Here is a 23,721-nt window from a genome sequence, read left to right on the forward strand (position 1 = left end):
GGCCGCCCGGCTATCGCACGGGCGGCCTGGTATTCGCCGCCGCAAGCGTACGGCGGCGGCGACGGCACAGCCGGCATCGAGCTTCGCGCGATGCCGGGGCGGGAGCACGGGCAGTTCACGCAGTCTGCCCGTGACAGCTTTTATGGCGGCCGCTACCGCGTATTGGCCGCCTCGGACCGGATGGGCGTGCGGCTGGATGGGCCGCCGCTGCAGCGTGACGCCCGGGACGAGCTGCTGTCGCACGGCATCGTCCCGGGCGTCGTCCAAGTACCGGCCAGCGGCCAACCGATCGTGCTCGGCGCCGATTGCCAGACGACGGGCGGTTATCCGAAGATCGCGCATGTCGCCGCCGTGGATTTGCCGCTGCTCGCGCAAGCGAAGCCGGGCGACTATATTCAATTTCGGCCAATCGGTCTAGAAGAAGCGCAGCGTCTCGATTATGCGAGGGAGAAGTCGTTCCAAGTGCTAGCGGCCGCCATACGCTGCAAACTTCCATAACGATCAGGCTAGCCGAATCACATATGTACATGGAGGTTCTTACTATATGAAGCTTCTTCAAGTTGACTTGAATGCCGATTTCGGTGAAGGCTATGGCGCCTATTCGTTCGGCCAGGACGATGCGCTGCTCCCATACGTAACGAGCGTCAACATTGCATGCGGATTCCATGCCGGTGATCCGCATACGATGAGGGAAGCGGTGGAGAAAAGCATTGCGGCTGGCGTCGCGGTCGGCGCGCATCCCGGTTTGCCCGACCGGCTAGGATTCGGCCGCCGGGAGCTGGCGATTACGCCGCAGGAAGCTTACGATTTCGTCTTGTATCAAGTCGGGGCGCTTCAAGCTTACGTAAAGGCTGCTGGCGGCAAGCTCGCGCATGTGAAGCCTCATGGCGCGCTGTATCATATGGCGGGCCGCAGCCGCGGGATTGCCGATGCTGTCGCTCTCGCCGTCTCTCATATCGATCCGGCATTGCTGCTCTTTGGCCAATCCGGCAGCGTGTTGTTGGATTCCGGTCGGTCGCACGGTTTAGAAACCGTATCTGAAGCATTCGCAGATCGTACCTACACGCCTGACGGAACGTTAACGCCGCGATCGGAGCGCAATGCGTTGCTGACGAAGGAGCAAGACGCAATCGAACAAGCTCTTGGTTTGGTGCGGAGAGGCAAAGCGTTGACGTTTGACGGCGGAGAGGCTGATGTGCGCGCCGACACGCTATGTTTGCACGGCGATGGACCACATGCCGCAGAGTGGGCGAAAGCGATTCGAACGGCACTTGAACAGAATGGAATTCAAGTTCAAGCTCCTTAAGAAAGGGCAGGGCTCTCGATGAGACGGACTTTTCAAGTTTTTATTTACGGTTCGCTGCTGCCGGATCAACATAATCATCACGTCGTAGAACGTTTTGTCATTCGGTCCGAAAAAGGAAAGGTAGCTGGGCGGTTAGTGGATTATGGGCCGTATCCTGCGCTTATCCGCGACCTGAAGGCGAGCAATGAGAATACCTTCGTCATCGGTCAATGGATTACGGTCGATGAAGCCGGGCTTGCGGCAATGGATGAGCTGGAACAATTTTATGGGTACGAGGAGAGCAATGATTACGAGCGGGTATGGGTGACCGACTTGGTGCACGATCATCTTGAAGGCTGGGTGTACATCTGGGATTCGGATCGCGGTTTTCCCGCGATCGGTCAGTCGTACTGGCCGGATTTTTATGCAGCCAAGACTACCCGCTAATCGTTCTCCTAGTTTCTAAATTCATTCTTTTTCAATTAGCCTCCTTTCAGCGAAAGGCCGCCAGCGATGAAGCCGGCGGCCTTTTGTCGTTCATGCGTTAGCAGCAGTATTGTTCTCGGAGGTGAACGCAATCAATGTAACCGGCGTGCCGTATGCTTCCGAAAGCTTCTTCTCTAATGCCTGAATGTCCTCGACCGCTCCGTCGACGGAATCCAAATGCGCGAAACTATAGGCACTGTCAAAATATTCATCCATATGGTATCCTCCCATCAGCAGTATACGGCTCTAGCTTCGGTTTTATCGGCTTGACCTATTCGAGAACGTTTTGATAATGTTCAAATTAACACCGAGTAGATGGGGCAATTCATATGTAAGCTTATCTTTAACGTCTATAATATATTTCCATCGTTAACTAAGAAGGGATGAGCGGAATTGTCGATCGGAGCGAACAAAGGTACCGTAAGACGAAATATATTTCATTTAAGAGTCATCTTCAGTTTGCTGCTTATTGCGGTTTGGCTCGTAAGTTATTCTCCCCGGGCCGATGCGCATGCCCAATTGCTTGAGACCGTTCCGGATGCGGGTGCCCGGCTGACGCACAGTCCGGAAGAAATTAAGCTGGTTTTCAATGAAGCGGTCGAAACCGGGGTCGGTGCGATCGATATATTGGACTCGCTGTCGAGGAAGGTAAACGTTCAATCGGTGAAGACGAGCGGCGACCGAACGGTCGTAACGATAGATCCGCCGGCTTTGGATGACGGGATATATACCGTCTCTTATCGGATCGTTTCCGAGGACGGACACCCGATTAGCGGCTCCTATGTATTTGTTGTCGGCAATCCGCCTGCAGCCAAAGATGCGTCGACTTTCGATCTGCAGAGCCATCTCGGCCACACTGGGCACGGTGCGGCATCAACCCAGTTAACATCTGCAGAGTTTGTCCTGTATGCTATCCGTGTTCTTTATTATGGAGGGCTGCTCTTGGCAACGGGGATCATGCTATGGACCGGACTTGCTAATTTCAACAGGGCGGAAACGTCGCCGATCGTTCGCAGTTGGTCGCTTGTTGCCGTGCGTACGTTTTTGTTCGGCTCGATTCTGTATGTATTCTTCCATGCGCGTGAAGTGATGGAGGGCCAGCCTTTGTCGGAATGGGGGCGGCTGCTGACGCGTACGGCTGTCGGAAGCACATGGCTCGCTATCGTCGTATTATCGCTGCTCGGCTTTGCTGCCCTTCGCGGAGGCAGAGTAGTCCGTATCGTCTGGGCGGTGCTTCTGCTGGCGGCAGAAAGCTGGAGCGGGCATGCAAGCGCGAACCACCCGAAGGCGTTGACCGTTGCGCTCGACGCCGTCCATTTGCTGGCTGCTTCGATATGGGCGGGCGGACTTGCCCTGCTGCTTGTGTTCTGGTTTAAGGACCGGAAGGAAGCTGGACGGTTTGCCGCTCAATTCAGCGCAGGCGCGGTTGCGTCGCTAGCTGTGCTTGTTCTGTCCGGCATCGGGATGACGATGCTCTTTATCCCGCGTCTGTCGTATCTTTGGCTTACTTCGTGGGGCGTCATGCTGACGATCAAGGCGGGATTGGCGCTGCTGGTCATAACGGCAGGAGCATTTCTTAGAATCCGGGTGCGACGGGGAGAGTTGCCAGGGGCTGCATTATTAAAAACAGACGGAGTACTGATGGCAGCTCTGATCGTGGTCACCGCATTGTTTACGTACATTAGTCCTTTGCCGGCCAATGAGCCCGTCTCCTATCATCAGATGGGAGCGGCGATGCACGTTTCGCTGCGCGTTACGCCGAATGTGCCTGGAGACAATAAGGTTACACTCAAAATATGGCTGCCTGAGCAAACAGGCGATCCTAAGTCGGTCGTGCTTCGGTTCCGCTCGGAGCTGCATCCGGATGCGCCGATCAATATTCCGCTCGAGCTCTATACCGATGACGAGATCGATGCTTTCGAAGGCTACGGCAAATTCACTTATCGTGCGACCGGGCCGTATATTCCGCATCCGGGCAAATGGACGGCGGAGATTCGCGTCTTGGATAAGAACGATAATGAACTGGTCGAAACTACCGAGTTCCGGAACTATTAACGAGAGGCGCGCCCTATGTCCTATAACAAAATAAAATGGTCTATCCTGCTCATCCCGACCGTTACGCTCGGCGTATGGGAATATGCGCGTCATCAGTTTCTGCTTCCTTATGTATCCATGGAACTGGGGAATATTTTGACGCCAGTCCTTGTCCTTCTGGTTACGCTAACGGTACTTACGAAGCTGTTTGGGAAGCTTGAGGATACGCTGAATCAGCTTCAAAGGGAGAAAGCGATGAAAGCTGCATTCGAGGAAAGAGAGCAGCTTGCCCGCGAACTGCACGACGGTATTTCGCAGTCGTTATTTCTGTTGTCTGTTAAGTTGGATAAGCTGGAGCAGACGGAAGAAAGCAGCGACCGGGCTGTCGTTGCGCAGCAGATTCGTGGAACCGTTCGCCACGTATATGAGGATGTACGGCAATCGATCGCTAATCTGCGCCACGCTCCCGTAACGACGGATGTGCCTTGGATGAATGCGATTCGGGAGCTAGCCGAGGAGGCAGGCGCGGGCGGAGCGCTCCAGGTACAGCTTGATTGGCGGTTGTCCGACGGTCTATTGACCGGCAAGGAACAAGTAGAACTGCTAGCCATATTGCGCGAGTCGGTTATGAATGTACGCAAGCATGCGCATGCTTCGGAACTGACAGTGACGGGCGAGCCGCTTCCAGGCGGATTTCGCGCGCTGATCCAGGATAATGGAACCGGCGCATCGCCGGACCAACTATGGAAGAAAGGGAAGTTCGGCATCCGTATGATGCGCGACCGTGCGGAAGCAATGGGATGGACCTTTTCGGTGAATGGTGAGGCGGGCGCTACAGATCGGAACGGCGGAACGACTGTGAAAATAGTGAAGAATCAAGGAGGCAACAATGGACGTTAGCCAGACTGCCATCCGTGTGATGCTTGTAGATGACCATCCTCATGGAAGAGAGGGGATGCGTGATATTATTAGCGCGGACCCTTCTTTTACGATTGTGGCTGAAGCTATGAGCGGGGAAGAAGCCATTGAGCGTATCGAGCAACAGCAGCCGAATCTTGTGCTTATGGATATCCGTATGCCTGGGATGGGGGGGCTGGAAGCGACGCACCAGATCAAGAGCCGTTGGCCTGCTGTCAAAATCGTAATGGTTACCGTATCGGACGAGATTACGGATTTGTTCGAAGCGATCAAAAGAGGGGCGCAAGGCTATTTGCTCAAAAATTTAACGCCGTCCGCATGGCTGGAGTATTTGCATGCCGTCGCGCATGATGAGGCTCCGATGTCCAAAGAGCTGGCAGCAAGGATGCTTCAGGAGTTTACCGGATCGGCAGGTTCTTCGCGGCCAGCATCATCGACAGCGGTATCGTCGACGGCTTCAACAAGGTTTGGCCGTTCGGAAGGATCGAAGTCGCAATCCTCTACCCCTCTGACGGATCGCGAGAAAGATATTTTAGAACACGTCGCTTACGGCGATTCGAATAAAGAGATTGCACTGAAGCTCGGAATTTCGGAGCATACAGTGAAGAACCATCTCAAGAATATCCTTCAGAAGCTGCATCTTGACAATCGCGTACAGCTTGCCAGATATGCGCTGGAGCAAGGGCTCCACGAACGATCATAACGGTTGTTCATCAAACTGCCTTTAACTATGCAACAATTTGTCACATTCGATAGCTCTTTCGAGTCATGCGGTAAGCATGGAAGGAGCGCTATACTGATCCATGTGAAGAATTGGATAAGGTATAGAGAGGCGGAACATCCCTATGATTCAAATGACGAAGAAACGTACATTTAAGAATGCTGCTGCACTCCTGTCGGTAGCGCTATGTGTCCTCATGTTCGCAGGAATGGCTAGTGCTCACGTAACGGTACAGCCCCCGCAAGTTGCAGCAGGCACTTATCAAGTAATGGCTGTAAGGGTTCCAAGCGAAGAAAAAGGCGTTAATACGGTTAAAGTTCAAGTGAAAGTTCCGGCTGAGATTAACGTAAGCCGTGTCGAGCCCAAGGAAGGCTGGAAATACGAGCTCGAGAAAGATGCCGACAGCAAAATCACTTCCATCACGTGGTCTTCAGAAGTCGGACTGAGCGAAACGGAATTTACGGAATTCCGCGTAAGCGGCAAAGTCGCGGACGACGCGAAGCAGCTTCAATGGAAGGCTTACCAAACTTACAGCGACGGAACGCTTGTAGAATGGGTAGGCGGAGAAGGCGCCGACAAACCGGCTTCTGTAACGACAGTGACTCCTGCTCCTGCAGAAGGTGCTGCCGACAGTCACGGTCAAGGTGCAGCTGCATCCAATGATGCTAACGATAACGATGAATCGGACAACAATCTTCCGCTTATCTTGTCCATCGTCGCCGTCGCTCTTGGCGCCTTGTCTTTGATCGTATCGCTCGCTCGCAAGAAACGATAAGATTGGATCAATTAAATAAGACCGCAGACAGCGGATGATCGTGTTAAGAAGATCAGCCGCTGTCTGCGGTCTTTATAATTAATGTTTAAAGATAATTGAGCGCCTCGGTTGCGATGAGCTGTCCACTTTGCAAGGATGTCCAACGACGTCCGGCAGCTAATGCCAACATTTTATTGCCACGCTGACTCGAAACTGCCGCCCGCCCTCGTATCAAGTACTCAACTCGATAGCTGTTCCACTAGAATTATATTTACTCGAATAAACATCCTGGTTGAGCCTGATGCCTATATCGGCAACCAAGCGCCATGTGTATAGTCATCTGATTAAGCCGCAACTAAGCATACTCGAATCAATATTCCAACTGAGCCAGATGCCTATACTGATAGCCGAACTACCATATGATGCAGGCATCTTGACTCGGCCCACAATTAATCGTACTCGAAACAGCACTCCAACTGAGCCAGATGCCTATACCATTAGCCGAGTGGCCATATGATACAGTCATCTTGATTGGGGCTGCAATTAAGTGTACTCGAAACAACACCCCAGCTGAGTCAAATACCTATATCGATAGCCGAGCGCGCTTGTGTATTAGGCGTCTTGATTATGTCGCAACTTAGCACACTCCAATCAACACCCCGCCGAGGCAGTAGCCACTACCAGAAGCAGAGCGCCGCATATGATTAGGCATTTTAACTCAACTGCAACTAAGCACATTCCAATTAACAACCTTGCTGAGCCAGATGCCTATATCGGCAGCCGAGCGCCCATATGATTCAGGAATCTTGATTCGCCCGCAACGCCAGCAACTAAGCACACTCCAATCAACAAGCCAGCTGAGCCAGATGCCTATACGACGACCGTCATACGCTATAGGCATCTATCTCAAGTTTTTGGAGAGATAGGTCGTATGAATGGTCTGGATGTACCGTTATAAAATCCTTTTTTTTATATATTTTCATCTATATTTTAACAATTAACCATTTACACAAGAACATATGTTCGTTATAATTGGCTTATAAGAAACTAAAATAGAGGCGGGTGGAATGGATGCAAGAGTTGCTGATGTTCATGGCACACTATGATAGTGAGGCGAAATGCCGGCAATTCATGTTTCAATTGCGCTGGCCGGACGGGTTTGTTTGTACGCAATGCGGCAATGACGAATATTGTTTCGTACAGACTCGCAATTTATATCAATGCATGATGTGCAGACACCAGGTATCGCTGACTTCAGGAACGATGTTCCACAATACGAAGCTTCCTGTTTCGTACTGGTTGTTTGTATTTCATTGGTTTGCCAGTGGAGGAGAGCATTGTTCTGCGAGAAAACTGTCCGCATTGCTCCAAATTCATTATCGCACCGCACTTCGGATGTTAAATATAGTTAGACAGACGATGAAAGAGTGGTCATGCGGCAGCCCCATGATGAGCGGGGACATCAGATGGGAAATGGCTCAACCGTCCAATGCAGTCGCAGCTACATCCGAGGAAGTAGCTGTAAATAAAGAGAAGACGGCAGAGGTTCCTTCAATACGTATTGGAGACGCATCTGCCGGACTGGCGGACATTCGAGAGGATTTAGGTCCAGAGCGGGTTGTAAGTGCAACAGACACAGAAGCCGTAACTGCAAGCGGCGCCTTGGTGAAAGAGCGTGAGGTTGATGCTGAATTGGCGGGCAGCGTTGTGTTGCCTGTTGAAGAAGCGGAGGGATTAATGATTGGTGTTGATGGGGTTCGAACGATAGATAATCGGGAAGAAAAGAAGGTTTGGCGGCCGAGACTGCTTGAAGCATATCGTACCGGGATTGTTGCAGAGGCGCTCGGAATGGCGAAGAGCAGTGCAAGAAAACAGATCTCGATGTTGTACCGTAATGTTCGGAATTGGCAGCGTTATTATGATGAGTATCATTTTAGAATGAGTTATCCGGCGGGAAGAGCCTCGTCGCGGAGAAAAAGAGCCGCGGAGCTTTTGAATATCGCGGCAGACGGGTATCGTTATGCCGGATAAGGGCATCACCCGGAATAATCGTCTATTTATCCCTTAGTCCTTGATTTGCTGTGCGTACGTTGGGTATAATAACGATTAATACTTGTATTGCAATGACGGAGAAGAGTAAGCAGCGCCGAACGGACAGGGAGAAGACGCCGGAGATTGAGAGCGTCTTTGCGATGTTGGTCTGCCGAAGTTCACTCCTGAGCTGACTTGTGAACGCGTGCCTTTAGTCGTACTGACGGTGATTAAACCAAGGCCGTATGTAGGAAGTCCGGTGCCGGCCGTTATCCGGATTAAGAAGACGTTAAGTTGCCATGCAATTGGGCAAGCTTGCGGCTTGAATTAGGGTGGTACCACGGTCCTTTCGTCCCTAGCGGGGAGAAAGGGCTTTTTTGTGTTTATTAAAGCTTCAACAGCTGCATGGCTTTGCGGTTGCAAAGCTTCATTGACGATGGAGGGATAGAGGCATGAAAGAACGTTTGGAAGCGCTGCGGGCGGAGGCACTGCAGGAGCTGCAGCAGGTTGCAGGACAACAGCAGCTTAATGATTTACGGGTTAAATATTTGGGCAAGAAAGGCGCATTGACTGAAATTTTGCGCGGAATGGGCGGTTTGAGTGCAGAAGAGCGTCCAATCATCGGCCAAGTGGGTAATGAGGTGCGCGCTGCAATCGAATCGGTTATCGAAGAGAAGCAAGAGGCGTACCGTCAAGAAGAGACGGCTGCGCGTCTGCGTGAAGAAACGATTGACGTTACGCTGCCAGGTCAGGCGCTTCCTGCGGGGGCTGTACATCCGTTGAATAAGGTTGTACAAGAAATCGAAGATATTTTCGTCGGTCTTGGCTACTCGGTAGCGGAAGGCCCAGAGGTTGAAACGGACTTCTTCAACTTCGAGGCGCTCAATCTGCCGAAGAACCATCCCGCTCGCGATATGCAGGATTCGTTCTACATTACGGAAGACATTCTGATGCGCACGCAAACATCGCCGGTACAGATTCGGACGATGAAAGCAATGAACGGCAAGTCGCCGGTCAAAATCATCTGCCCGGGCAAAGTATACCGCCGCGATGATGACGATGCGACGCATTCGTTCCAGTTCAATCAGATCGAAGGTTTGGTTGTAGGTCCGAACATTCGGATGAGCGATTTGAAAGGGACGCTGCTGCAGTTCGTTCAACTGATGTTCGGCAAGCAAGCTCAAATTCGTCTCCGTCCAAGCTTCTTCCCGTTCACCGAGCCAAGCGCGGAAGTCGACGTTACTTGCTCGCAATGCGGCGGACATGGCTGCCGGATGTGCAAGCAAACCGGCTGGCTTGAAATTCTCGGCTGCGGCATGGTTCACCCGCGCGTTCTCGAAATGGGCGGATACGATCCGAACGAAGTGAGCGCTTTTGCTTTCGGCATGGGTGTCGAGCGGATCGCGCTGCTGAAATACGGCATCGATGACATTCGTCATTTCTACACGAACGATCAGCGGTTCTTGAATCAGTTCGCACGCATGTGATGAAACGGGTGCAGCATATCAGATGCTGCGAAATACGGGACAGAAGGGAACGTTAGTGAGATGAAAGTATCCTACCAATGGTTGAATCAATATATTGAGGTCACCGATATGACAGCTTCGCAAATTGCGGAGCGCATGACGAGCGGCGGCATCGAGATCGATGTCGTGGAATCGTTGAACAAAGGGGTATCGGGCGTAGTTGTCGGCTATGTCGTCTCGAAAGAGAAACATCCTGATGCTGACAAACTGAACGTTTGCCAAATCGATGCCGGTACGGGCGAAACGCTGCAAATCGTATGCGGAGCACGCAATGTCGATGCTGGCCAAAAGGTGCCGGTTGCTCTCGTCGGAGCGAAGCTGCCTGGCGATCTGCATATTAAAAGGGCGAAACTGCGCGGCGTCGAATCGCAAGGTATGATTTGCTCGGCCAAAGAGCTTGGATTACAAGAGAAGCTTCTGCCTAAGGAGCAGCAGGAAGGGATTCTGGTGCTGCCGGCTGATACGCCAATCGGTCAACCGATCGGCATTACGCTCGGGATTGATGATGAAGTGCTGGAGCTTGATCTGACGCCGAACCGTTCGGACTGTCTTAGCATGCTTGGCGCAGCATACGAAGTTGCCGCTCTTACGGGACGCGAAGTGAAGCTGCCGGATACGTCGGTTATGCATTCTTCCGATCAAGCTTCCTCTCATCTGTCGGTGACGATTGAGGCGAAAGATCAATGTTCACATTATTCGGCACGCTACATCCGTGGTGTCAAAATTGCACCATCGCCATTGTGGATGCAAAACCGTCTGATGGCAGCGGGTGTTCGTCCGATCAATAACGTGGTCGACATAACGAACTACGTTATGCTGGAATACGGCCAACCGCTTCATGCTTTTGATGCATCCAAGTTGGAAGGCGGACGCATTGTCGTTCGTAATGCGCAGCCTGGCGAGATGCTGACGACGCTGGATGACCAAGAACGCAAGCTTGAGCCGCAAATGCTCGTTATCGCCGACGCTGTGAAACCGGTAGCTCTTGCAGGTGTTATGGGAGGAGCCAACAGCGAAGTAACGGAGGATACGACGGATATTGTGCTGGAATCCGCACGTTTTGACGGCAGCACGGTACGCCGCACGTCACGTCAGCTTGGTCTTCGTTCGGAGTCGAGCGCACGCTTCGAGAAAGAAGTCGATCCAGGCCGCGTAATTGCTGCGTTGAACCGCGCTGCTTCGCTTCTTGAGAAACATGCCGACGGCCATGTAACGGAAGGAATTGTCGAAGCTGTCGTTTCCCGTCCGGAGCCAGCTGTCGTTCAAGTATCGCTGCCGAAAATTAACCAATATCTTGGTACGGATCTGTCCAAACTCGAGGTTGAGGCGATTTTTGTCCGGCTTGGTTTCGAAGGCTCGATTGACGACAATGGCGTATTCACGATCACGGTGCCTACGCGCCGCGGCGATATTACTCGCGATGTTGACTTGATCGAAGAAGTGGCCCGCTTATACGGCTATGACAACATTCCGACAACGCCGATCGAAGGCAGTACGACGCCAGGCGCGTTGACGAAAGCGCAAGCGATCCGCCGCGAGCTGCGTAAGAAGCTGACGAATTCCGGTCTGAATGAAGTGATCAGCTATTCGTTCACAGGTCCTGAGCGCGCACAGCTGTTCCCGGCTTTGACGAGCAATTCCCGTCCGATCCGTCTTGCTATGCCAATGAGCGAGGAGCGCAGCGTACTGCGTACATCGTTGCTCCCGCAATTGCTCGAGATGGCGTCGTATAACCGCAACCGCAAAAATTATGATCTCGCTGTGTTCGAGCTCGGCAGCGTATTCCATACGGAGGAGGAAACGCTAACGGCGCTTCCGAACGAGAAGCACCGTTTTGGCTTGCTGTTCACGGGTAATGCGGTGCAGGCTTCGTGGAATCAGAAAGCACAAGCTTATGATTTCTACCATGCAAAAGGTGTTATCGAAGCGATGATTCAATCGCTTGGCATTGACCATCTTGTACGTTACGAGGCGGCACAGCCGGAAGGATTCCATCCAGGCAGAACGGCTGCAATCAAGCTTCACACGGAAGCGGGTTGGGTTGCAATCGGTTATGTCGGACAGCTCCATCCTGAACTGCAGCAGAAGTCGGATCTTGCCGATACGTTTGTGGCAGAATTGGATCTGGCTCCACTTTATGAATATGCGGATTTCGCCATTGTATATAAACCGCTGCCTCGCTTCCCGGCAATGGAACGGGACATTGCAGTCGTTGTGGATGCAGGCGTCGAAGCTGGACGTCTAACCGAGACGGCTCGCGAGACCGCTGGCGAACTGCTTGAGTCGATTCGCGTATTCGACGTTTACACGGGAGAAAAACTTGGTGCAGACAAGAAGAGCGTTGCTTTGTCGCTCGTCTATCGCCATCGGGAGCGTACTCTTACCGATGAGGAAATTACAGAACTGCACGGGGCAGTTGTTGTGAAAATCGAGCAAACTTTTGGCGCGGAATTACGGAAGTAGGCAGGAAACATTCAAAGCCACATCGAAATAGTTCCGAAAGGAACAGCGATGTGGTTTTTTTTCGCCTATTCAAGTGAGTCGCTACCTGATAAGTCTTTCCATTATCGACTGTCGTCTAGTTGGAAGACGCCCCTTACACCATGAAATGCGACTTTAAAACAGCTAGGAGGATATTGCATTGATGGATGCCGATCGGACACGCGTAACGGTTGACATATACGGTCATCAGTATAAACTGACGGGTCGTTCCAGTACCGACTATATCAAACGGATCGCGGCACTGGTCGACGAAAATATGCATAAGCTCGCTAAAGGCTATCCGCGTCTTGATATGCCGAAGATCGCTGTATTAGCGGCGGTACATATGGCAGAAGACGTCATGAGGCTCCAGCGTGAGAATGATAGACTGCTCGTCGAAGAGGCTCGGAACACGGTTCTGAATGAAGAAGTGGAACGACTGCGGGCAGATGCAGAGGCTTTGCAACGATTCGTGGCGGAAGCGGAGCAACGCGCGTTGCTGGCTGAGCAGGCAACCAGCGAAGCGCGGATTGAGTGGGAACGAGAGCAGCAGACGCTGCTTCAGATAGCTGCCGACGAAGCGGGCAGGAAGCTTGCGGAGGCGATGCTCGAGAGCGAACTGCTGAGAGAAGAGCAAGCGGCTGCTGCGAAGCAAGAGCTGGAAGCGCTCCGCAAAGAGCAGGAGGAAGCGCTGGCCGCTCAGCGTGAGCAGTTCGACAATCAGCTCAGCGCACAGAAGGAAGAGCTTGGACAACAACTAACAGCGGTCCGAACGGAAGGAGAGCGCAAGCTGCAGGAGCAGCGCGCTGCATCTGACCGGCTGCTGGGAGAACAGCGCAATGCGGCGGAGAAGCGGGTCCAAGAGCAGCGTGCAGAGCTGGAAAGCCGGATGAGAGCGCGTTCTGAACAATTGAATCAAGAGAAGCAGCAGTTAGATCTAGAGAAGCAGCAGTTAGATCTAGAGAAGCAGCAGTTGAATGCGGTTATTGCCGAACTGAAAGAAGCAGAAGAGCTGAATGCGCTGGAACATCAAGCTGAGCTGGAGCGTCTGCGCTCCGAACAGCAGTCTGCCATCGAGGCGATAACCGAGGAGCAGTCGTCTGCCGCAGCGCAGCTGGAGAAGCGTGAGGCAGCGCTGCAGTTGCAGCTGTCTGAACGTGAAGCAGAGTTGCAAGCGCAGCAAGTCGAGCTCGAAACCGCGCTGCAAATGCAGTTGGCGGAGCGTGAAGCGGTATTGCAGGCATTGCTGACGGAGCGTGAGGCGGCATTGCAAATGCAGATTGCGGAGTATGAAGCGTCGATGCAAGCTCAATTGGCGCAGCAGGCAGAACGCGAAGCGGCGTACGAGTTGAAACTGGCCCAGCAAGAGGCAGCAGCGACGGAGCTGTTCGAGGAGCAGCAAGCCATTGCGGAAGCAGAGCTTGCCGAGCAGCGTAAGGCATTGTCAGCGAATATGGCCGAGCGTGAAACGGCGTGGCAGGCTCAACTGGCGGAGCGCGAAACGGCATTGCAGGCGTTGTTGGCGGAGCGTGAAACGGTACTGCAGGCGCAGCTGGCCGAGCGTGAAGCGGCGTTGCAGATGCAATTGATCGAGCACGAAGCAGCACTGCAAGCGCAAATGGCGCAGCATGCGGAACGTGAAGAAGCGCTCGCAATGAAGCTGGCGCAGCAGGAAGATGCTGCAACGGCGCTGCTTGACGAGCAGCAAACCGCTGCAGAGGCAGAGCTTGCCAAGCAGCGCACAGCAATAGCGGAGCAGCTCGCGGAACGCGAAGCAGAGTACCAGCTGCTGTTGGCGGAGCAGGATGCCGCAGCAGCAGCGCTGCTTGAGGAGCAGCAAGCGGCAGCGGAAGCGGAGCTTGCTACGCGTGAGGCGGCATTCCAAGCGAAGCTAGCTGCGCGGGATACGCAGTTGGAGGCCGTGCTTCAAGAGCGCGAAGCCGAATATCAGATGATGCTCGAGGAATACGAGCAATCTTTCGGGGCGAAGCTCGCGGAACAACAGGCTTCGTTCGAAGCGCGCCTTGCGGAGCAAACGGAGCAATTGAGACAGCTGCACCAAGCGAAGCTGGATGCTGCGGAGCAAGAGCGCTCCGGTCAAATCGAGACGCTGGAGCGTCAGTGCATCGAGCATTTGGAATCGATGGAGACTCAGCACCGCGATATGGTCGCAGCATTGGAAGCTCGTCATCGCGAGGCGCTTGCTGCCCGCGAAAGAGAGCATCTTGATTCTATTGAAACGCTTAATGACCGTCATAAGGAGCTCAACGGGAAGCTTGCCCAGCAGCATGACAATTCTTATGCGGAGCTGCAACAGCAATATCGGGAAGAGCTCGAGCTGCGTTTGCAGGAGCTGCAGGAGCTTAGAGCGGCCGATACGGCAGCGAAGGCTGAAATGGCGAAGCTTCGGGAAGAGCGCGAGCAGGCGATTGAGCAGCATTCGGAACATGTAGCGGTGCTGATCATGGATCACGAGCAAGTGCTCACGCAGTATCAAGCAGAGATTGCGGCTGCGGAAGAAGAGATGGTCGGCTTGCAGCGCAAGCTGGAGGAGCAGAACTTTGCAGGCAGCAAGCGTCTCGAGCAATCGAATAAGGAATGGGAGCAGCGACTGGGAGAATCGGAAGAGCAATTGCTTACGCTTCTGGAGACGGAGCAATCACTGCGAAGCGAGATCGCTCGAATGGAAATGTCTCTCAATGACCAAGAGCATCATTCCGGCGCCATGCAGAACGAGTTGCAGCAGTTGACGCAGCGTAGTGAACAGCTGGCTGCTGAACTGACAGCTGAGCGCGATAAACTGAAGGACGTACGTATCGAAAGCGATCGGCAAGCGGAATTGGCCCGCAAGCATGAGCAAGAGCTGCAGCAGCTTAGCGATCATTTCGAGCAGCATATCGAGCAAGCGGCGGCAGCTTCGAGACTGCTTGCGATTCAGCAAGAGGAGCAGAGCCGAATGAGCAGCCGAATTGCAGAGCTGGAACGGACTGCGCAGGCGGCTCAGGAACGGTCGGCTCAGTTGGAGGAGCTGGCACAGGAGCGCCAAACGGAGCTGAACCGTTTGAAGCAAGAACGCGAAACAACTTTGGAAGCCTTGAAAGATGAATTGGAGCAGTACAAGCAAGTGGCAGCATCTGCAGCAGCAAGTTCGGAGCAAGAGGCGGAGATGGAGCAGTTGAAGGATCAACTGCACCGGCTGCAGCAAGAATATTCGAAGCTGCAAACCGAATATAACGAGTGGATCGAGCTGATTGAACAGAGCTAGCTAGCGGTAAGATCCGCTCTAGAACAAAAGGACGGCCGTCTGGCGATGGGAGCAGTACTCCTATCGGCCCGGGCGGCCGTCCTTGTTTCGTTATTCGACGATGATTTGTGCTTTCATGCGAGTGTGGCCGGAACCGCAAGCGATGTTGCAGTGAATTTCGTAAGTACCGGCTTTGTCGAACGAAAGAATTTTCGATTCGTTGCTCTTGATGGTGTAGCTTGTGTCGTTGATTTTGACACCATGAAAACCAGAAGACGAGGCAACGGATATTTTGACCGCTTCGCCTTGCTTAACATGGTATTCCTTTTGGTCGAACTCCCAGTTGGACGCCTGGATCGTTAGTTCCTTCGTCGCTTCCTTCGGTTCGGAAATGTTCGCATTCATCGGTGTCGAGCTCGCACCGCAAGCGCTGAGCGCCAATACGAGCATAATCGTCAACGTGCCTGCGAGCAGCAGTTTTGTTGATTTCATTCCTGGAAACTCCCCTCAATATACGAAATATGCCATTGCAAAAAGATGACTTATCAGTTCCATTGTATACGATACGCCAATACGTTCGCAGTTACAAATTGGTGAAGCTTTCAAAGGCATAAAGAATCCCCTTGCTCGGAAGCAAGGGGATTCTTGCGGGCAAGGCTGTGCAGCAAGTTAACGGTAATCGCCGCCGCGATGTTCGTTCCGTCCTGCTTCGAATGGCGTGCTGACCGGGATGAACAAGTCGATAATCCCGATGACAAGCGCGGCCAGAATGGCGCCGAGCCACGTTACGCTGACGCCGCCCACGATGAACTGGGCAACCCAGATGACGACGGCGCTAGCGATAAAGCCGACGATGCCGCGGCCGAAAGGCGTAACTCTTTTGCCGAAAATGCCTTCGATGATCCAGCCGAGCGCCGCAATAACGATCGCAAGGAACAGAGCGCTCCAGAATCCCCCCACACTAAACTGGGGTACAATGAAACCAACAAGCATAAGCACAATCGCCGCTACAACGAACCGTACGACATGGCCCAGAAAATGCATGATGGTGTAACCTCCTTGATTGGGGTATCTCAGTGCCGGTTGTGCCGGACGTGAGGATGTTCACTACTAGCGTGTCCTGCAAAGCATTTTGCATGTATGGAAGGTTACGTCATGGCATCCAGTTCGCGCATCGGCTATAATGTACGTTGAGAGGAGCTGTTCTGAGCTTTGGATCATAAAATTCTTAACACATTGGATTATTATAAAATCATTCATAAATTAGCGGTCCATGCTGCGACGCCGCTCGGCAAAGCTGTGATCAACGAGCTTAAGCCAAGCTCGGATCTGGATGCTGTCAAGCACTCGCTCCAGGGAACGGATGAAGCATATAAGGCGGACCGGCTTAAGGGGTCGCCTCCTTTTCGCGGGATTGCGGATATATCCGCATCGTTGAAGCGTGCCCGGATCGGCGGAACGCTCAATGCGGCAGAGCTGCTTGAGATTGCCGAAACGATAAGGGCCGGCCGCAGGGTGAAGAAACATATATTGGTGCTGCATGAAGCGGATCCAATTCCGCTATTGGCGGACTTGGCAGAACCGCTGTCCGAACACAAGCAGACGGAAGATGCGATCTTGCGCTGCATCGATGAGAATGCGGAAGTGATGGATCAGGCGAGTCCGGAACTGGCGTCTGTCAGAAAGGAACTTCGCAGCGGCGAGTCGCGTATTAGAGAGAAGCTCGACCAGATGATTCGTTCCAGCTCGGTACAGAAGATGCTGCAAGATGCGATTATTACGATTCGTAATGACCGCTATGTTATTCCTGTAAAGTCGGAATACCGTTCGCATTTTGGCGGCATCGTACATGACCAGTCCAGCTCCGGGGCGACGATGTTCATCGAGCCGGAAGTGATTGTAACGATGAACAACAAGCTGCGCGAGCTCCGGTCCGCCGAAGAGCGTGAAGTGGAGAAGGTGCTGCAAAAGCTGACTGCCCTCACGGCGGACGTTAGCGAAGACCTGACCTATGATGCCGAAGGGCTCGGCATATTGGACTTCACATTCGCGAAAGCGAGACTTGCTCATGAGATGAAGGCATCGCTGCCGCGGATGAACGACCGCGGCTTCCTGAAGCTGAAGCGCGGACGCCATCCGCTGCTTGCGGTTGAGGCGGTCGTGCCGATCGATGTCGAGCTGGGCAATCAGTTCTCGGCCATTATCGTGACTGGTCCGAATACGGGCGGTAAGACCGTATCGCTCAAGACGGTCGGACTGCTTAGCTTAATGGCGATGTCCGGCTTGTTCATTCCGGCGGAGGACGGCAGCCAAATGTGCGTGTTCGATGCGATATATGCCGATATTGGCGATGAGCAGAGCATTGAGCAGAATTTAAGTACATTCTCCAGCCACTTGACCAATATCATCCGCATTCTGAAAGCGATGACGCCGAAGAGTCTTGTTCTTCTCGATGAATTGGGTGCGGGAACAGACCCGGCGGAAGGCTCGGCGCTTGCGATTGCCATTCTCGAGCATATCCACCGTCTTGATTCGCGCATTATCGCAACGACCCACTACAGCGAGCTGAAGGCTTATGCCTACAATCGCAAAGGGGTCATCAACGCGAGCATGGAGTTCGACGTAGCGACGCTCAGTCCGACTTATCGTCTGCTCGTCGGTGTTCCGGGACGAAGCAACGCGTTCGCGATTGCGGAACGGCTCGGTCTGCCTCGGCAGATTATCGATCATGCACGCGGCGAAGTAAGCGAAGACGACATGCGCGTCGAGAACATGATTGCGTCCCTCGAGGAAGACCGGCTGAGCGCTGAATCCGAGCGCAGCAGCGCAGAGGCGCTCCGCCGCCAGCTCGAGGAGCAGCGCGCGAAGCACGAGGCGGAGATGGTGCGGTTCGAGGAGCAACGGGATAAGCTGCTTCGGAAGGCGCAGGAAGATGCACGCGAAGCGGTACGCAAAGCGAAGGCGGAAGCGGAGCAAATCATCGCCGATCTTCGCAAGCTGGCGATGGAAGAAGGCGCTTCGGTCAAGGAGCATAAGCTGATTGAAGCGCGCAGGCGGCTGGATGAAGCGTCGCCGGAGCTTCACAAGCCTAAGGCGCCAAGCCGCGCCGGCGGCAAGCCGGTGCGCATTACGCCGGGCGACGAGGTTCGCGTATACAGCTTGAACCAGAAGGGCAGCGTCATTGAGCTCGCGGGCAACGAAGCGCTCGTGCAGCTTGGCATTATGCGCATGAAAGTATCGCTTGATGATCTGGAGTTGCTGAAGTCGAACGAAGCGCAAGCGAAGCAGCAGCCGAAGCAGGCTGCAAGCTTGAAACGGACCCGCGATGAGAGTGCCGCAATGGAACTCGACCTTAGAGGCGCGTCGCTGGACGAAGCATTGATCGAAGCTGACCGGTTCCTGGATGAGGCTTTCCTTGCTGGCTTTGGTTGTGTTCATCTTATCCACGGCAAAGGAACGGGCGTGCTCCGCACGGGCATTCAAGATTTTCTTCGCAGACATAAGCATGTTAAATCTTATCGGCTTGGACAGTATGGGGAAGGCGGAACCGGCGTAACGGTTGCCGAGCTCAACTGACGGGAGGATTCGGATGGAGCAGCAAATCGATCGGATAATCGGCAACCCTCTTGTCGCATCCCTTGCTTATGTATCGGTCACGGTGCTGGCGCTGCTCGTATTTTTGTACATTTTCGAGCTCGTGACGAGATATAACTGCTGGGACCAGATCAAGAAGGGCAATGTGGCGGTCGCGATGGCCACTGGCGGGAAAATATTCGGCATTTGCAACATATTCCGGTTTTCCATTGATGCGAATGGATCTATCTATGAAAGTATGGGGTGGGCAAGTTTCGGTTTCGCTCTCTTGCTCGCCGCCTACTTTCTGTTCGAATTCTTAACGCCTGTATTCCGAATCGACGAAGAGATCGAACGGGACAACCGCGCGGTCGGATTAATCGCGATGATCATATCCGTATCGCTCTCGTATGTCATCGGCGCGACGATTATTTAATCGAACGGGAGAAGATGATAGAGTGAAATATTTGTGGGGAACATTGTTTGCCTTTGCTATTCTGTTCGTGGCAATAGGCGTTTATTATTTATCCGTTAACTAGAGGTGAGCCATATGAGCAAGCATGAACATGAAGATAACGGGACGATCTGTCCTTGGTGCCATTCCGAAATCGTATGGGATGAGGAAATCGGGCCTGAGGAATTTTGTCCGCATTGCAGCAACGAACTGACCGGTTATCGTACGGTCCAAATTGGGGTCGACGAAGAAATGGAAGATTCCGATGCTCACGATCATTCGCATGACGAGGAGCAAGAAGAGGACTGGTCGGATGAATCCAACGAGTGGACGGAGTCGGCTAAGTCGGGAGACGGCTTCCGCCAAGCGCGCCGTTCAAGCTTCGCAATCGAAGAACGGATCGAGCGGGTGCTCGATGATCAGCTCGAGGTGCCGGAATGCCCTTCCTGCAGAGGCTATATGCTAGAAGCAGGCGTACATACCGTAACGGGCGACAGCTATAAACCGTCCGTTCCCGTTTCGATCGGACAGCCTCTGCTGCCGGTTCCATTCGAGACGGTGCTGTACGTATGCCCAGTCTGCTACGAAACGTCGACGAAGCTGTCGCTGCAAGCGCGCGAACGGATGACCAGCCTTTTGGAGCAATCGGCTAACCATAAGCAATAAAAGGAGAAGGAGCAGCTGCGGCATGCTCCTTCCCGTTTTGGGACACCTTAGGTAAGCATGTCTTGAAACGGGGAGGAAGAGGAATGAGTGCGGAAGCTGCCGGCGGACGTCCGCAAGGCCGGCTGGATGGTCAATCCCGTATGTTAATGGCTGTTCATGGCCTGTATGCAGCGGCAAGTGCGTTGTCTGGTACGTTCATCCCGGTGTACTTATGGAAAGCGAAGGAATCGTTCGCCAGCATCGGCTGGTTCTGTCTTAGCCAGTATGTTGTGAGCGGTCTGTTATTCTGGCTGGCCGGCAAATGGGTGAAGGAGCATAACAAAATGATTGCGCTGCGGCTCGGCATCGTGCTCGCAGGCTGCTTCTATTTCACGGTGCTGATGATTGGGCCTTCCGCCTACCGGTGGGTCGTGCCGATCGGCATACTGGACGGCATTGCGCTGGGCTTGTTCTGGTTGTCCTATAATATCGTGTACTTCGAAGTAACGGGACCGGACAACCGCGACCGGTATAACGGAATCGCAGGTCTGCTCGGCTCTGCCGCCGGCATCATTGCCCCTTGGTTATCCGGTCTTATCATTACGTCGAACAAGGATGAGTTCGGTTACAGAATCATCTTCACCGCCTCGCTCGTCGTGTTGACCGTTGCTGTTGCTTGCTCCTTCGGCCTTCGAAACCGGGAGAGCGGCGGCCGCTATGATTGGATGCATGCTGCCAAGCAGCTGCGGCAACGCGGCAACCCTTGGCGCCGGTTCGCGTTCGCGATTACGATGCAAGGTGTCCGTGACGGCGTCTTTATGTTTCTGGTCGGATTGACTGTATATATGGCTACGCGCAACGAGCAGAAGCTTGGCAATTATGCCCTAATCACTTCTTTTGTCGCGCTTGTCAGCTTTTGGCTAATCGGACGGATGATGCGAACGAACCGGCGAAGCGGAGCGATGCTGGCAGGCGTGCTGTGTTTGTCGGCAGTCATCGTTCCATTATTCTGGGGAGTTCATTATTCCATGCTGATCGTATTCGGCATCGGAACGTCATTGTTTATTCCGCTCTATATGATTCCGATGACGTCCACCGTCTTTGACTTGATCGGACGGACGGAGCTGTCGGTGCGGCAGCGGGAAGAGTTTATCGTACTGCGGGAGCTTGCGCTTACATTGGGTCGCGCCATCGGTATGACGGCATATCTGATCGTCCTGTCGCGGACGAAGTCGCCTGCCGCCATCACGTGGCTGCTCTTTACAGTAGGCAGCATGCCGATTCTGGGCTGGTTCGCTACCAGACATTTATTGAATACGACAGCTGGAGGGCAGCGGCCTTCCGGCAAACGCAAGAGGGAGGAATGCGGATATGCCTCGAATCGTACAATCGATCATCGAGCTTATCGGGGAAACACCGGCCGTTCGACTAAGCCGATTAACGACGGATCAGGACGCCGAGGTGCTGGTCAAACTTGAGAAATTTAATCCGAGCGGCAGCGTCAAAGACCGGGCAGCAGCTGCCTTGATCGCGGATGCAAAGCGTAAAGGATTGATAGCGCCCGGAGGAACCATTATAGAACCGACGAGCGGCAATACCGGCATTGGGCTAGCCATGAATGCAGCTGCTCAGGGCTACCGTCTCATTCTCGTCATGCCTGACAACATGACGGTCGAGAGAGTTCAAATGCTGCGCGCATACGGTGCGGAGGTCGTGCTGACGCCTGCTGCCGAGCGGATGCCTGGCGCGATCCGCAAGGCAAAGGAGCTGCAGCAACAAATACCGGGAAGTTATATTCCGAATCAATTCGATAACGCTGCGAATCCGGATGCTCACCGTACGACGACCGCTCATGAAATCATGAGACAGACCGATGGACGGCTGGACGCCTTTGTCGCCACAGCCGGCACGGGCGGGACGGTAACCGGAACCGGGGAAGCGCTCAAAGAGCTGCTTCCCGAACTGTATATCGCGGTCGTTGAGCCGAAAGGCTCGCCGGTGCTGTCCGGCGGCGCGCCGGGACCGCATAAGCTGGTCGGAACAAGTCCTGGTTTTATTCCTTCTATTCTTAACACTTCCATCTATGATGAGATCATTCAGGCAGCAGACGAGGATGCACTGGATACGATGCGCAAGCTGGCACGTCTCGAAGGGATTCTTGTAGGTCCTTCCTCTGGCGCATCCGTCTGGTCGGCACTGCAGATTGCCCGGCGGTTAGGCCCCGGCAAGCGAGTGCTCTGTATTGCTCCCGATACGGGCGAGCGCTATCTGAGTATGGACATCTTCTGATTCAAACATTCCAGTTCTCTTCGAGCTCGTTCATCACGATGTCGCGGCGGTCAACAATGTAGCGGCGCATGATTGACGGCTCGGAGGCGAACACTTGGAATGGATGCTTGCGCGTATAATCTCCCCGAATGGCCTCCGCAATGCCTTCGTGCATGTTCTCAATCGTTGGCGTCAGCGCATCGAGAGTAAACTCGGTTTCCAACATTTCGAGCAATATCTTTTTGTACCGCTCGCGGTATTTACGGTACCCGAATAGTTTCTCCGTTAATTTATTGTAGCCTTTCACATCTACGAGATCCGTATCACAAATACGCCCGTAGCAATTGCGACCCCATGTTCCTTCGTAATCCCAAGGCAGAATGCGGTACTTCCCGTTATTCGACCTTTCGTATAAGGCATAGTTTTGTTCGAATCCGTCATAATTGCCTGTCAGCACCGCACCGGCCAGCCATTTTAAATAAAAGGTCGTATCCAGCCGGCTGTAGAGCAGCTTCTCGAGGTTATTGCCTTCAAGCTCATTGATTTTACGTATAAATAAAATAAGCCGCGATTTTACGTCATTATCCCCCAGTTGAACCTGATACCCTTTAAATAACGATTCTTTCTGTTCATAAGTATAGGGGTCGGTCAGACTGAAGTTCGCATTATCGTTAACGGCGTACACGAGCGATTTGCATCCTAAGCTTCTCGATTTGAAAAAATGGCGGTCAACCGCTTCGATTTCTAAATAGACGCCTTGAGACTCTCCGTTCCAAGTCAACTCCATATGGTTCGTCTTTGGCGAATATACGCCAACCTTGTTCAGAAAGTGAAAGGAAAGAGCGTTCCGCATCATGGACGGATCGTCATATTCCGCATTCCAATGCAGCGTTCGAAAGCCGCTGCCGCTGCTGCGGTTATACCGTATCTCATACGACTTCTTCGAATAGCCGAGCGTATGTCCACCGCGGTGTCGCAGCTCCGCATTCATCGTCTTCCCGTCAATCGTGACCTGGACTTGAACGAAGTTCTTGCTGCGCGGATTTGCGTTCAGCGTATCCCATTCCGATTGTTCAATTGTGATGGAGCGCTGCAGGACGGCATTAGACGGCATGTCGGCACCTCCGGACAAAAGATAAAGCCTATCGGTATCGATAGGCTTTTGTGCTATTTACACTATGCGTACGGTGCCTGTTATGCTACTGCCAATTCGATTACAAGTCGCCGCCGGAACCGCCGGAGCGGCCTCCGGAACCTTCGCGGTCTTCGCCGCCGGAGCGGCCTCCAGAACCTTCACCGCA

19 protein-coding genes and 1 pseudogene are annotated in these 23,721 nt (G+C 53.4%); 16 read left to right on the top strand and 4 right to left on the bottom strand.

The window, feature by feature from the left end:
• The 3 genes and pseudogenes from PKO01S_RS16815 to PKO01S_RS16825 form a co-directional block, all read left to right on the top strand.
• Window positions 1-498 (top strand): annotated as a pseudogene (locus PKO01S_RS16815) (biotin-dependent carboxyltransferase family protein); the annotation flags it as partial.
• 46 nt (window positions 499-544) lie between these two features.
• Window positions 545-1,306 (top strand): LamB/YcsF family protein, encoded by a 762-nt coding sequence (locus PKO01S_RS16820; RefSeq protein ID WP_127532597.1) that lies wholly within the window; start codon window positions 545-547, stop codon window positions 1,304-1,306.
• An 18-nt stretch (window positions 1,307-1,324) separates the two neighbouring features.
• A complete protein-coding gene (locus tag PKO01S_RS16825; protein WP_127532598.1) occupies window positions 1,325-1,732 on the top strand; it encodes a gamma-glutamylcyclotransferase family protein in 408 nt (135 codons plus the stop codon).
• 90 nt (window positions 1,733-1,822) lie between these two features.
• Here the strand turns inward: PKO01S_RS16825 and PKO01S_RS28850 are convergent, their stop codons facing one another.
• Window positions 1,823-1,987 (bottom strand): hypothetical protein, encoded by a 165-nt coding sequence (locus tag PKO01S_RS28850; RefSeq protein WP_164779645.1) that lies wholly within the window; start codon window positions 1,985-1,987, stop codon window positions 1,823-1,825.
• 177 nt (window positions 1,988-2,164) lie between these two features.
• Between PKO01S_RS28850 and PKO01S_RS16830 the strand changes: the two genes are divergently transcribed.
• The 8 genes from PKO01S_RS16830 to zapA all read left to right on the top strand — a co-directional run bounded on the left by PKO01S_RS16830 (window position 2,165) and on the right by zapA (window position 15,501).
• A complete protein-coding gene (locus PKO01S_RS16830) occupies window positions 2,165-3,826 on the top strand; it encodes a copper resistance CopC/CopD family protein (RefSeq protein ID WP_246070608.1) in 1,662 nt (553 codons plus the stop codon).
• Between the two features lie 15 nt (window positions 3,827-3,841).
• Entirely contained in the window at window positions 3,842-4,705 is an 864-nt protein-coding gene (locus PKO01S_RS16835) for a sensor histidine kinase (RefSeq protein ID WP_127532599.1), read from the top strand.
• A complete protein-coding gene (locus PKO01S_RS16840; protein WP_127532600.1) occupies window positions 4,695-5,426 on the top strand; it encodes a response regulator in 732 nt (243 codons plus the stop codon). Before PKO01S_RS16835 ends, PKO01S_RS16840 begins: the two co-directional genes overlap by 11 nt.
• A gap of 142 nt (window positions 5,427-5,568) precedes the next feature.
• Entirely contained in the window at window positions 5,569-6,219 is a 651-nt protein-coding gene (locus tag PKO01S_RS16845) for a YcnI family copper-binding membrane protein (RefSeq protein ID WP_307719836.1), read from the top strand.
• Between the two features lie 1,050 nt (window positions 6,220-7,269).
• Window positions 7,270-8,229: a transposase gene (locus PKO01S_RS16850; RefSeq protein ID WP_127532601.1), complete on the top strand. Its 960-nt coding sequence runs from the start codon at window positions 7,270-7,272 to the stop codon at window positions 8,227-8,229.
• A gap of 452 nt (window positions 8,230-8,681) precedes the next feature.
• Window positions 8,682-9,716, top strand: coding sequence for a phenylalanine--tRNA ligase subunit alpha (pheS, locus tag PKO01S_RS16855; RefSeq protein ID WP_127532602.1), 1,035 nt, complete (start codon window positions 8,682-8,684; stop codon window positions 9,714-9,716).
• 60 nt (window positions 9,717-9,776) lie between these two features.
• Window positions 9,777-12,218, top strand: coding sequence for a phenylalanine--tRNA ligase subunit beta (pheT, locus tag PKO01S_RS16860; protein WP_127532603.1), 2,442 nt, complete (start codon window positions 9,777-9,779; stop codon window positions 12,216-12,218).
• Between the two features lie 181 nt (window positions 12,219-12,399).
• Window positions 12,400-15,501: a cell division protein ZapA gene (gene zapA / locus PKO01S_RS16865; protein WP_127532604.1), complete on the top strand. Its 3,102-nt coding sequence runs from the start codon at window positions 12,400-12,402 to the stop codon at window positions 15,499-15,501.
• A gap of 90 nt (window positions 15,502-15,591) precedes the next feature.
• Here zapA and PKO01S_RS16870 read toward each other — a convergent pair whose 3' ends face one another.
• The gene (locus tag PKO01S_RS16870) at window positions 15,592-15,972 is read right to left on the bottom strand and encodes a cupredoxin domain-containing protein (protein WP_127532605.1); all 381 of its coding nucleotides are present in this window, start codon (window positions 15,970-15,972) and stop codon (window positions 15,592-15,594) included.
• Window positions 15,973-16,149: 177 nt separating this feature from the next.
• Window positions 16,150-16,524, bottom strand: coding sequence for a phage holin family protein (locus tag PKO01S_RS16875; RefSeq protein ID WP_127532606.1), 375 nt, complete (start codon window positions 16,522-16,524; stop codon window positions 16,150-16,152).
• 168 nt (window positions 16,525-16,692) lie between these two features.
• On the opposite strand from PKO01S_RS16875, the gene PKO01S_RS16880 reads away from it, so the two are divergent.
• From PKO01S_RS16880 to cysK, 5 genes are all read left to right on the top strand, one after another.
• Window positions 16,693-19,056 (top strand): endonuclease MutS2, encoded by a 2,364-nt coding sequence (locus tag PKO01S_RS16880; protein WP_127532607.1) that lies wholly within the window; start codon window positions 16,693-16,695, stop codon window positions 19,054-19,056.
• Between the two features lie 13 nt (window positions 19,057-19,069).
• Complete coding sequence (locus PKO01S_RS16885; RefSeq protein ID WP_127532608.1) at window positions 19,070-19,489, top strand: DUF350 domain-containing protein; 420 nt, start codon at window positions 19,070-19,072, stop codon at window positions 19,487-19,489.
• A 114-nt stretch (window positions 19,490-19,603) separates the two neighbouring features.
• Window positions 19,604-20,173, top strand: a complete 570-nt coding sequence (locus PKO01S_RS16890; protein WP_127532609.1) for a hypothetical protein — start codon at window positions 19,604-19,606, stop codon at window positions 20,171-20,173.
• Between the two features lie 83 nt (window positions 20,174-20,256).
• On the top strand, window positions 20,257-21,630 hold the full coding sequence (locus PKO01S_RS16895; RefSeq protein WP_127532610.1) for an MFS transporter: 1,374 nt from the start codon (window positions 20,257-20,259) through the stop codon (window positions 21,628-21,630).
• Window positions 21,524-22,441: a cysteine synthase A gene (gene cysK / locus PKO01S_RS16900; RefSeq protein ID WP_127532611.1), complete on the top strand. Its 918-nt coding sequence runs from the start codon at window positions 21,524-21,526 to the stop codon at window positions 22,439-22,441. Before PKO01S_RS16895 ends, cysK begins: the two co-directional genes overlap by 107 nt.
• Window position 22,442: 1 nt before the next feature.
• Here cysK and PKO01S_RS16905 read toward each other — a convergent pair whose 3' ends face one another.
• On the bottom strand, window positions 22,443-23,534 hold the full coding sequence (locus PKO01S_RS16905; protein WP_127532612.1) for a CotH kinase family protein: 1,092 nt from the start codon (window positions 23,532-23,534) through the stop codon (window positions 22,443-22,445).
• Window positions 23,535-23,721 lie beyond the last annotated feature (187 nt).

The organism is Paenibacillus kobensis NBRC 15729 (assembly GCF_004000825.1).
Classification (GTDB): Bacteria; Bacillota; Bacilli; order Paenibacillales; family Paenibacillaceae; genus Paenibacillus_T; species Paenibacillus_T kobensis.

Excerpts from the sequence above, each read along its gene's own strand:
- PKO01S_RS16825 (WP_127532598.1), top strand. The coding sequence starts at position 1,325 with ATGAGACGGACTTTTCAAGTTTTTATTTACGGTTCGCTGCTGCCGGAT.
- pheT (WP_127532603.1), top strand. The coding sequence starts at position 9,777 with ATGAAAGTATCCTACCAATGGTTGAATCAATATATTGAGGTCACCGAT.
- PKO01S_RS16885 (WP_127532608.1), top strand. The coding sequence starts at position 19,070 with ATGGAGCAGCAAATCGATCGGATAATCGGCAACCCTCTTGTCGCATCC.
- pheS (WP_127532602.1), top strand. The coding sequence starts at position 8,682 with ATGAAAGAACGTTTGGAAGCGCTGCGGGCGGAGGCACTGCAGGAGCTG.
- PKO01S_RS16850 (WP_127532601.1), top strand. The coding sequence starts at position 7,270 with ATGCAAGAGTTGCTGATGTTCATGGCACACTATGATAGTGAGGCGAAA.
- PKO01S_RS16870 (WP_127532605.1), bottom strand. The coding sequence starts at position 15,972 with ATGAAATCAACAAAACTGCTGCTCGCAGGCACGTTGACGATTATGCTC.
- PKO01S_RS16845 (WP_307719836.1), top strand. The coding sequence starts at position 5,569 with ATGATTCAAATGACGAAGAAACGTACATTTAAGAATGCTGCTGCACTC.
- PKO01S_RS16895 (WP_127532610.1), top strand. The coding sequence starts at position 20,257 with ATGAGTGCGGAAGCTGCCGGCGGACGTCCGCAAGGCCGGCTGGATGGT.
- PKO01S_RS16820 (WP_127532597.1), top strand. The coding sequence starts at position 545 with ATGAAGCTTCTTCAAGTTGACTTGAATGCCGATTTCGGTGAAGGCTAT.
- PKO01S_RS16890 (WP_127532609.1), top strand. The coding sequence starts at position 19,604 with ATGAGCAAGCATGAACATGAAGATAACGGGACGATCTGTCCTTGGTGC.
- PKO01S_RS16835 (WP_127532599.1), top strand. The coding sequence starts at position 3,842 with ATGTCCTATAACAAAATAAAATGGTCTATCCTGCTCATCCCGACCGTT.
- PKO01S_RS28850 (WP_164779645.1), bottom strand. The coding sequence starts at position 1,987 with ATGGATGAATATTTTGACAGTGCCTATAGTTTCGCGCATTTGGATTCC.
- cysK (WP_127532611.1), top strand. The coding sequence starts at position 21,524 with ATGCCTCGAATCGTACAATCGATCATCGAGCTTATCGGGGAAACACCG.
- PKO01S_RS16875 (WP_127532606.1), bottom strand. The coding sequence starts at position 16,524 with ATGCATTTTCTGGGCCATGTCGTACGGTTCGTTGTAGCGGCGATTGTG.
- PKO01S_RS16840 (WP_127532600.1), top strand. The coding sequence starts at position 4,695 with ATGGACGTTAGCCAGACTGCCATCCGTGTGATGCTTGTAGATGACCAT.
- PKO01S_RS16905 (WP_127532612.1), bottom strand. The coding sequence starts at position 23,534 with ATGCCGTCTAATGCCGTCCTGCAGCGCTCCATCACAATTGAACAATCG.
- zapA (WP_127532604.1), top strand. The coding sequence starts at position 12,400 with ATGGATGCCGATCGGACACGCGTAACGGTTGACATATACGGTCATCAG.